The sequence below is a fragment of the Polaromonas sp. P1_E1_2 genome (assembly GCF_056406035.1).
On record NZ_JBFUAZ010000139.1, the window covers coordinates 1 to 8,212 of the forward strand.

General features: G+C 62.3%; 7 protein-coding genes. All 7 read right to left on the reverse strand.

The genetic code is table 11. The features are described from left to right. The coding region (gene accD / locus AC1D1P_RS09005) for an acetyl-CoA carboxylase, carboxyltransferase subunit beta (RefSeq protein WP_477672731.1) at positions 1–776 on the reverse strand (776 nt) is incomplete at its 3' end. Positions 777–864: 88 nt separating this feature from the next. Then, a complete protein-coding gene (trpA, locus tag AC1D1P_RS09010) occupies positions 865–1,683 on the reverse strand; it encodes a tryptophan synthase subunit alpha (RefSeq protein WP_477671342.1) in 819 nt (272 codons plus the stop codon). Continuing rightward, complete coding sequence (gene trpB / locus AC1D1P_RS09015; RefSeq protein WP_477671343.1) at positions 1,680–2,981, reverse strand: tryptophan synthase subunit beta; 1,302 nt, start codon at positions 2,979–2,981, stop codon at positions 1,680–1,682. Before trpB ends, trpA begins: the two co-directional genes overlap by 4 nt. Then, positions 2,959–3,684: a phosphoribosylanthranilate isomerase gene (locus AC1D1P_RS09020; protein ID WP_477672732.1), complete on the reverse strand. Its 726-nt coding sequence runs from the start codon at positions 3,682–3,684 to the stop codon at positions 2,959–2,961. The genes trpB and AC1D1P_RS09020 overlap by 23 nt, the downstream gene beginning before the upstream one ends. Further along, positions 3,681–4,475: a tRNA pseudouridine(38-40) synthase TruA gene (gene truA, locus AC1D1P_RS09025; protein WP_477672733.1), complete on the reverse strand. Its 795-nt coding sequence runs from the start codon at positions 4,473–4,475 to the stop codon at positions 3,681–3,683. The genes AC1D1P_RS09020 and truA overlap by 4 nt, the downstream gene beginning before the upstream one ends. A 49-nt stretch (positions 4,476–4,524) precedes the next feature. Next, positions 4,525–7,251: a FimV/HubP family polar landmark protein gene (locus AC1D1P_RS09030; RefSeq protein WP_477672734.1), complete on the reverse strand. Its 2,727-nt coding sequence runs from the start codon at positions 7,249–7,251 to the stop codon at positions 4,525–4,527. 253 nt (positions 7,252–7,504) lie between these two features. Next, the coding region (locus AC1D1P_RS09035) for an aspartate-semialdehyde dehydrogenase (protein WP_477672735.1) at positions 7,505–8,212 on the reverse strand (708 nt) is incomplete at its 5' end.

Genomic DNA, 8,212 nt, shown 5'->3' on the forward strand with positions numbered 1-8,212 from the left:
CCCTTGGTTTGCAAAAACTCGGCGCGCTGAAAGCCTTCAGGCAGCGTGACGCGCACGGTGGACTCAATGACGCGCGGGCCGGCAAAGCCGATCAGGGCCTTGGGCTCGGCGATCACGATGTCGCCCACGAAGGCAAAGCCGGCGCTCACACCGCCCATGGTCGGGTCGGTCAACACGCTGATGTAGGGCAGGCCTTTTTTGGCCAGGCGGGTCAGCGATGCATTGGTTTTGGCCATTTGCATCAGGCTTAGCAGGCCTTCCTGCATGCGTGCGCCGCCGGTGGCGGTAAAGCAGATGAAAGGCACTTTTTGCTCGATAGCGGCGTGCACGCCGCGCACAAAGCGCTCGCCCACCACGCTGCCCATGCTGCCGCCCATGAAATCAAACTCAAAGCAGGCGACCACCACGCCGATGCTGTGAACGGCGCCGCCCATCACCACCAGGGCGTCGGTTTCCTGGGTGTTTTCCAGGGCTTCTTTCAGGCGTTCGGGGTATTTGCGGCTGTCCTTGAACTTGAGGGCGTCGACGGGCAGCACTTCCTGGCCCAGTTCATAACGGCCTTCCGGGTCCAGAAAGGCGTCCAGCCGGGCGCGCGCGCCTATGCGGTGGTGGTGACTGCACTGCGGGCAGACGTTCTGGTTTTTTTCCAGGTCGGTTTTGTAGAGCACGGCTTCGCAACTCGGGCACTTGATCCACAGGCCCTCGGGCACACTTCGACGCTCGGTCGGATCGGTGGGGCTGATTTTTGGGGGAAGAAGTTTTTCTAACCAAGACATTGGGTAAGTCCTTAGGGTGTCGAGCGGGATCCAGACGCATTTGCCGGGCGAAAAGCGCAATTATGCGCCGGGTTTCGCCCATTAAAAGTCAGTCCAAAGCAGTACGGATTTCCTTCAAAAAGTCCCTGGCAACGATTGCCACCTTGTCACGCGGCTGGTTTTCAATCAGCTGGATGATCTTGCTGCCGATCACCACCGCGTCGGCCACCTTGCCGATGGCCTTGGCCGTGGCGGCGTCGCGAATGCCGAAGCCCACGCCCACGGGTACGTTCACATGCTTGCGGATGCGCGGCAGCATGGCCTCCACGGCGTCCACGTCCAGCGTGCCGGCGCCCGTCACGCCCTTGAGCGAGACATAGTAGACATAGCCGCTGGCGACTTGCGCCACCTGGGCCATGCGGGCGTCCGTGCTGGTGGGGGCCAGCAAAAAGATCAGGTCCATGCCGTGGGCGCGCAGCCGGGCGGCAAATTCCACGCATTCTTCGGGTGGGTAATCGACGATGAGTACGCCGTCCACGCCGGCCGCGGCAGCGTCGCGGATGAAGGCGCTTTCGGTTTTGCTGCCGCCGTGTTTGATGTCGTAGCGTTCGACCGGGTTGGCGTAGCCCATCAGAACGACGGGGGTGGCGCTGTCTTTGGTGCGGAACTGGCGCACCATCTCCAGCACCTGCGCCAGGCCGATGCCCAGGGACAAGGCTTTTTCACCCGCCTTCTGGATGACMGGGCCGTCGGCGCTGGGGTCGGAAAASGGCACGCCCAGCTCGATCACGTTGGCGCCGCCGGCCACCATGCTGTGCATCAGCTCGGGGGTAACGTCGGCAAAGGGAAAGCCCGCCGTGACGTAAGGGATCAAGGCCTTGCGGCCCTGGCTTTTCAGTGTGGAGAAGGTGGTGGCAATGCGGCTCATGATTGCACCCCGCTGCCCTTGGCGCCGCTGGCATCGAACGAAGCCGCGGTTGTCGCACCACCCTTGACAGAGAAGCCCCGCATCGAAGGCCGGTCGTAAAACTCCGCGCCCGAAAGGTCGGCTACCGTGCCGATGTCCTTGTCGCCCCGGCCTGAGAGATTGACGAGCAGGCTCTGGTCTGGGCGCATGGTGCGAGCCATCTTCATTGCGCAGGCCACGGCATGGCTGGATTCAAGCGCCGGAATGATGCCCTCGGTGCGACACAGGTAGTGAAAAGCTTCCAGCGCCTCGGTGTCGGTGATGCCGACGTATTCGGCACGGCCGATGTCTTTGAGGAATGCGTGCTCGGGGCCGACGCCGGGGTAGTCGAGGCCCGCGCTGATGCTGTGCGTTTCGGTCACCTGGCCGTCGTCGTTTTGCAGCACATAGGTGCGGTTGCCGTGCAGCACGCCGGGCAGGCCACGCTGCAGCGACGCGGAGTGCTTGCCGCTGTCCAGGCCTTCACCTGCGGCCTCGACGCCGATCAAGCGGGTTTTGGCGTGCTGGATATAGGGATGGAAGATGCCCATGGCGTTGCTGCCGCCGCCCACGCAGGCGATCACTGCGTCGGGTTGCTTCGTGCCGATGAACTCCGGCATCTGCTGCAGGCATTCGGTGCCGATCACGCTCTGGAAGTCGCGGACCATCATGGGGTAGGGGTGGGGGCCTGCCACGGTGCCAATGATGTAGAAGGTGTTGTCCACGTTGGCGACCCAGTCGCGCATGGCTTCGTTGAGCGCGTCTTTCAGCGTCTTGCTGCCGCTTTCGACCGGCACCACGGTGGCGCCCAGGAGGTTCATGCGGTAGACATTAGGGCTTTGGCGCTTGACATCTTCGCTGCCCATGTAGACCACGCATTCCAGGCCGTAGCGGGCGCAGATGGTGGCCGTGGCCACGCCGTGCTGACCGGCGCCGGTTTCAGCAATCACGCGCGGCTTGCCCATGCGGCGCGCCAGCATGGCCTGGCCTATGGTGTTGTTGATCTTGTGCGCGCCGGTGTGGTTCAGGTCTTCGCGCTTGAGGTAAATCTGCGCGCCGCCTTGTTCACGGCTCATGCGTGCGGCGTGGTAAATCGGAGAGGGGCGGCCTACGAAATGCGCCAGCTCGGAATGGAATTCGGCGAGGAACTCCGGGTCGTGCTGGTATTTGGCGTAGGCGTCTTTGAGCTCATTGATGGCGTGCGTCAGGGTTTCTGAAACAAAACTGCCGCCGTAAATTCCGAAATGGCCTGAAACGTCAGGCTGGTGGTACTCGTACATGGTTAAGACTCTTTGCAAGTAGTTCGTCGGCGGCGCGAACGGCCGCTACAAACTGGTTGATCTTGTCGGCGCTTTTGATTCCCTTGGAAATCTCGACGCCCGAACTGACATCAACGGCCAGCGTTGTGCAACGCGGCCTGACTTGCAAAATGCCATCGATCACGTTTGCAGGCGTCAATCCACCAGACAAAACGAGGTGAGCGCTGACGTTTGGAGGAAGAAGTGACCAATTGAATGTTTTCCCGCCGCCACCATAACCTTCGACATGAGCGTCGAGCAGGATGGCTTGTGCGGCCTTGAAGTCTTGTGCGTATTTTACGAGATCAAAGCCGCCGGAGGTTCCAGGCGTGCTTTCAGTGGTTTTTTCACCAAGTGGAATGCGTGCGGCGCGCATGAACGGGCGCCCGGCCTCCAGGCAGATCTCGGGTGTTTCGTCACCATGAAATTGTAGTAAAGCCATTGGTAGGCCTGCGCAAGCAGCTATGATTTTTGTAGCGGGGGCATTGACGAAAAGCAGCACCGGCGTCACGAAAGGAGGCAGGCGGCGAGCCAGTTCGGCGGCGCGTTCGGCTGTCACATGGCGCGGGCTGGCTTCGTACATCACAAACCCGATTGCATCGGCTCCGGCAGCCACGGCCGCGTCCACGTCTTCCTCGCGGGTGAGGCCGCAGATCTTGATTCGGGTGCGGGTGGCGGGCGTCATGGAAGCCAATCATAGGCCGCTGTGCGACTTGGGAGGCCATAGTGGTCTYCATAGACCGGTCCCAAGAAGTACAACCCATCGGGTGAAAAAGTGGGCGCGGCTGCGTCGCGGCTGCGCGCATCCCTTACCTCGGCCAGCCAGCCTGGCGGGTAGTTGCCCTGGCCGACAGCCACCAGGCAGCCCATGATGTTGCGAATCATGTGGTGCAAAAAGGCGTTGGCCTCGAACTCGAAGCGCCAGTATTTGGAGCCCGTACCGGCACGCTCGGAGATGTCGATCCGGCTGATCGTTTTGACGGGGGACTTGGCCTGGCACTGCGCGGCCCGGAAAGAGCTGAAATCGTGCTCGCCAATGAGGTGCGTGACAGCCTGTCGCATCGCAGTGCCATCCAGTGGCCGGTACACCCAGCCGACACGCCCGGCTTCCACGCTGGGCCGCACTGGTGATTCCAGCACGACGTAGGCGTACCTGCGTGCGATGGCGCTACCGCGACAATGGAATTCGTCGGGGACCTCGCGTGCCCATTGCACCGCGATGTCACCGGGTAAAAAGGTGTTGGTGCCGCGCACCCATGAGGCAATGTCGCGCTGCAGCGGCGTGTCAAAGTGCACGACCTGCATCAGCGCATGCACGCCAGCGTCGGTGCGCCCGCAGCAGAGGGTACGAATCGGCTGGGCGGCAAACTTGGCCAAGGCCAGCTCCAGCTTGTCTTGCACGGTATTGCCCGAGAGCTGGCTTTGCCAGCCCTCGTAGGCACTTCCGCTGTAGCTGATGCCGAGGGCAATCCTCACGGTTGAACCCCGGCCGGTGCGCAGTGAACGCGGTGCGTTCAGGCTGCGCTCACGCCAAGGCGTTCAGGAACGCCTGCGCCTTGACTTTCAACGGGCCACTGGCTTCTGCCAGCACTTCTTCGGCCAGCGAGCGGGCACCGTCGGTGTCACCCAGCGAGCGGAACTCTTCGGCCAGCATGAACTTGGTTTCAAGCGGGTCATCCGACGAAGAAGATACTTCAAACTCAGGAGCGGGACTCTCCGTTGTTGGGCCATTCAGGTCAAGTGAAAGCGAGCCCAGGTCGAATTCCAGCATGCCGCTGTCGGCTACTGCCGGGGCCGGAGCGGCCTTGACCGGCGGAACCGGTTTGGCTGGCGGGACGAACGGCTCGGGTTCAAAGTTCAGGCCTTCGGACAGAAAGGAAATCTCGGGTGCCGCTTCGGCGGGTTTGGCCGCAGCAGGTGCCGGTGGCTTGGCCGCAGGCATGGCAACCGTTGCGCTGCTGAAATCCATGTTCAGGGCGGCGGGTTCCGGTTTCCTGACGACGGGCGGGGCAACTGGTTTTGGTGCAACGGGTGCCGATATTGCCGCAGGGGTCGTGGCTGTATCAGGCTCATCACCGAGTGAGAAATCCAGGTCAAGATCAACGTCCACGGCCGGTGTTGGCGCAGGGACATTGACCGGTTGAGCCACCATGGCCACGGTACCGCCCGGGCTGAACGCCGAGGTCCCGGCGGCGGAGGCTGTGCCGGCGGGCTGTCCGCCAGGCTGGTACATCGGGTTCGAAGGGTCGAGCTCGCGGCCCATCTCGGTGATGTACGCCCATTCCGGGCCATTGCCGTGGGTCAGATTGAAGGCTTCGATGGCGACAGTTTCAAATGCCTTGCTGTCGCGGCGTTTTGCATAGATTTCCATCAGCTTGGCGTGAATTGCCACGCGCATGGGGCTGGTGCGCATCGCCTCCTTGAGGATTTCTTCAGCTTGCAGGTCGCGTCCATATGCCAGGTACACATCGGCTTCGGCTACGGGGTCTACGTCGCCAGCGGCGTCCAATTGACTGGGCGAATACACCAGGGACGAGCCCGTGGCGTTGCCTTCATTCGTGTCAATTCTTTGGCCGCCGCTGGCGCCGAAAAAAGAATCGGGCTGCAACCTGCTTTCAAGGAAAGAGCTGTCAACCTGGGCCCCACCGGCGCGCTGGCGGTACCGGTAAAAACCGAATCCGGCGAGCAACGCGACCAGAAGGCCTACGCCCGGCAATACCAGGGGGTTTTCCAGCAGTTCGTCGAGCAGGCTGGGTTCAGGTGGCGGCGGAGGCRGCGCAACAACCGGTTTTTTGGGTGCTGCCGGAGCGGCTGCCACCGGTGCGACGGGTTCGCTGGCCGCGGGGGCTGGTTGTGAAGCCGCTGCAAGCGGCTCGGCGCTTGCAGCCGTGGCTGAGGCTGCAGAGGCGGGTGCCATGGGAACCGCAGGCGTCGTGCCCGCAACTGCTGCGCTGGCCGGCTGTGTGGCTGTCACCGCTGCCTTGGTGGATGCCGATGCGGCGATGGAAGGCGCCGAAGCTGCCGGAGCCGCCGCAGGTGTGGGGACTGTAACGCTGGACGGAACTGGAACAGCCACACCTGGCGTTTTGGCTGCGCTGGCTGCGGGTGCCGCTGCCGGACCGCTTCCGAGTTTGTTGAGCTCGTTGATATTTTTGGACAGCTCCGCGACCCGTGTCGAGGCTTCTTTGGCTTGCCGTTCCTTGGCAATCTTTTCTTCGGCGGCTGTCGCTGCCTTGCCCTTGACGGCTCCCTTGGACAGGGTGAGCTTGTCGGGGGTGGTGCTGGCAGGCGCCCGGTCTTCCACCTTGGCCTCCACCTTGCCGCCGGCCTGGCGGTCGGCACCGGCTACCTGTGCCGCTGGCACGCCTTCTGCGAGTTTTCGGCGGAAAGTGTTGAAGTCCTTGCTTTGCGCGACGATGGTCTGGGTAGCTTCGCCGGGGGAGACGGCGCCGGCCGATTCGGCGGTCGGGATGTCCAGCACGGCGCCGGACTTGATGCGGTTGACATTGCCGCCGATGAAGGCATCCGGGTTGCTTCGGAGCAAGGCGACCAGCATCTGGTCCAGTGAAATGCTGGACGGCTTGTTCTGGGCAGCGATTTTGCCTGCGGTGTCACCGGATTTGACGGTGACCTGTGTGTCGCCGGCGGGGGCTTTTTCCGCCTTTGCCGCAGGTGCCTTGGCTACGGGGGCGGGCCTGGTGGCACTGGAGCCGGGGCCTGACGGGGAATAGGGGATGGACGCAATGCCTTTGGAGGGCGGCGCGGCATTGGGCGAACCGGGGCGCGACAGCACAGGTGCAGTTGGCGCAACTGCTGTGCCGCTACTGCCGGACCGCAGTGCCGGCGGGTCAAACAGCATGGTGTAGTCGCGTGTAATTCGCCCGTTCGACCAATTGGCCTCCAGGATGAGGTCCACGAAAGGCTCGGTAACGGGGCGGTTGCTGCTCAATCGCAGGAAAGACCGTCCGTCCGTCCGACGTTGCAGGCTGACTTCGACACCGGTGACCACCGTGCCGTATTCCATGCCTGCTGCCTTGAAGGCTTCTGCCGGTGCAACACCGGCCCGAAGGCTGGCTGCTTCATCGGGCTTGAGGTCCGTGATCTCGATTTCGGCGCGAAGGGGTTCACCCAGCGCCGATTGAACGGTGATCCGGCCCAGCGCAAGCGCATGGGCTTCAAGACTTGCCAGGCTGCCCAGCAATGCAATGGCACTCGCCAGGGCGCCAATACGCCAACGACCGCGTTTATTCATGGGGTTGGGAGCCTCCAGTGCTCGGTCTGCATGTAACTTTATTCTGCTTAAGCGCACAAAAACCTCGATGCGAATTTTCGAAAAACAACCTTAACATCAAGGCATTAGGCTGACAAGCTAAGACACCACTTAAGTTTTGACACATCGAGTTAGCATCAACTTACATGTTCAGGATGTTGTCAGACGACAACGCACGGAAACAAGTGGTTACGGATGAGTGGCCGCATGTTGGCAACCGCTCACCCCGAATTATTTACCCCTGAAGCAGTATACGAAGCATGCGGCGCAGCGGTTCGGCCGCACCCCAGAGCAACTGATCGCCCACGGTGAAAGCACCGAGGTAGTCGGGGCCCATGGCCAGTTTGCGCAGGCGACCCACCGGAATCTGCATGGTGCCCGTCACGGCGACGGGTGTGAGGTCCTTGATCGAGGCCTCACGCGTGTTGGGCACAACTTTGACCCACTGGTTGTCTGCGGCGATCATGGCCTCGATATCGGCCAACGGCACGTCCTTCTTCAGCTTGAAGGTCAGGGCCTGACTGTGGCAGCGCATCGCGCCTATGCGCACGCAGAAGCCGTCGACCGGCGTTTCAGCCGTGCCGAAACCAGCACCCTGGCCCAGGATCTTGTTGGTTTCCGCGCCGCCCTTCCATTCTTCCTTGCTCATGCCGTTACCCAGGTCCTTGTCGATCCAGGGAATGAGGGAGCCACCCAGCGGCACGCCGAAATTGGCCGTCTCATCGCTATTCAGTGATTGCTGTTTGGCCAGCACGCGGCGGTCGATTTCCAGGATGGCTGATTTGGGATCGTCCAGCAAGGCGCGGACTTCGCTATTGAGCGTGCCATATTGGGTCAGCAGCTCGCGCATGTGCTGGGCGCCGCCGCCGGACGCCGCCTGGTAGGTCATGCTGGTCATCCATTCGACCAGGCCCGCCTTGTACAGCGCGCCCACGCCCATCAG